Raw genomic sequence first — 1,159 nt, 5'->3', positions numbered from 1 at the left:
AGTTCTCGTTGAGAAACCGGATCGCGTCGGTCAGGCGGCGCACGGCCGACTCGGCCACGTCGAGCCCTCCCTCGTCGGCGGCGGTGAGTTGCAACGCCTCCCAGGCGGACGCCAGTTCCTTCAGGGCACCCTCCAGTCCCTGAAGACGAACCGCCGCCTGATCGGCCGCTTTCACCTCGCGCACCGCCGCGCCGATCTCGCGGATCCCATCCGCACCGCGTTCGGCCAGAAGGATCGCGGTGCGCACCGCGTCGGTGCCGAAGATCCGCACGAGGGCCTCGTTGCGCGCCTCCTCCGACAGCCCCGAGACCGCCTCGCGCAGCTCCTCGGAAATCTCCACCAGCGACTTCATGTTGCCCGCGGTATCGAAGAACTCGAGACCGAGCCGCTCCATCACGGCGCGCGCCTGCGCCCCCTGCGGCGTCAGACGTTGCAGGAAGTTCTTGAAACTGGTGCCGGCATCCTGCCCTGAGCTGAACGCCGAGGAGGTCGCGGCCAGCGCGGTCAGGAAATCCCCGATCTCCACCCCGAAGCTGCCGGCCACACCGCCCGCCTGGCCGATGGCAAGGCGCAGATCGTCAAACCCGAACTTCGAATTCAGCGCGGCGCCGGTGACCAGATCGACGATCTCGGCCATGTCGGAGGCCTGCAGCCCGAACTGCGCCATCAGGTCGGTGGTCAGATCGGCGGCCGGCGCCAGCTCCGCGCCGAGCGCGGCGGCCAGCGTCAGCGTTGAATCGAGCGCGCCATCCACGATCTGCTGGTACCGCAGCCCGTTCTTGGCCAGCATCTCGATGGCATCGGCGGCCTCCGAGGCGCGAAAGCTGGTGGTCGCGCCGGCGGCCCTTGCCTTCTGCTCGAGCTGCGTCATCTGCGCGTCAGTCGCCCGCGTCGCCGCCTTCACGCGCTTCATGGACGCCTGAAAATCCTTCGCCGCCCGCAGCGACGAGGTGGATATCCGCACCAGCCCGGTGACGATCGCCGTCGTGCCCAGCACCCGGGCCAGCCCCTCGATCGCCGGCACCTGGCGGCCCAGCCCCGACAGCCCGTGCGCCGCCCCCTGCGAGGCGCGGTTGACCGCGCGCAGCCCGGCGCTGGCTGGCCGCGCGGCATGCTCGATCCGCTTGAGACTGCCCTGGCCCTTCTTGCCGATGCTCTG

Annotated in this window: 1 protein-coding gene; it reads right to left on the bottom strand. The window is 70.0% G+C overall.

Going from position 1 to position 1,159, the window contains the following annotated elements:
* The coding region (locus BMW66_RS19905) for a phage tail tape measure protein (protein WP_139196347.1) at window positions 1-1,159 on the bottom strand (1,159 nt) is incomplete at both ends.

Source organism: Salinihabitans flavidus (assembly GCF_900110425.1).
GTDB lineage: Bacteria > Pseudomonadota > Alphaproteobacteria > Rhodobacterales > Rhodobacteraceae > Salinihabitans > Salinihabitans flavidus.
This window is presented reverse-complemented; position numbering and strand designations above follow the sequence as displayed.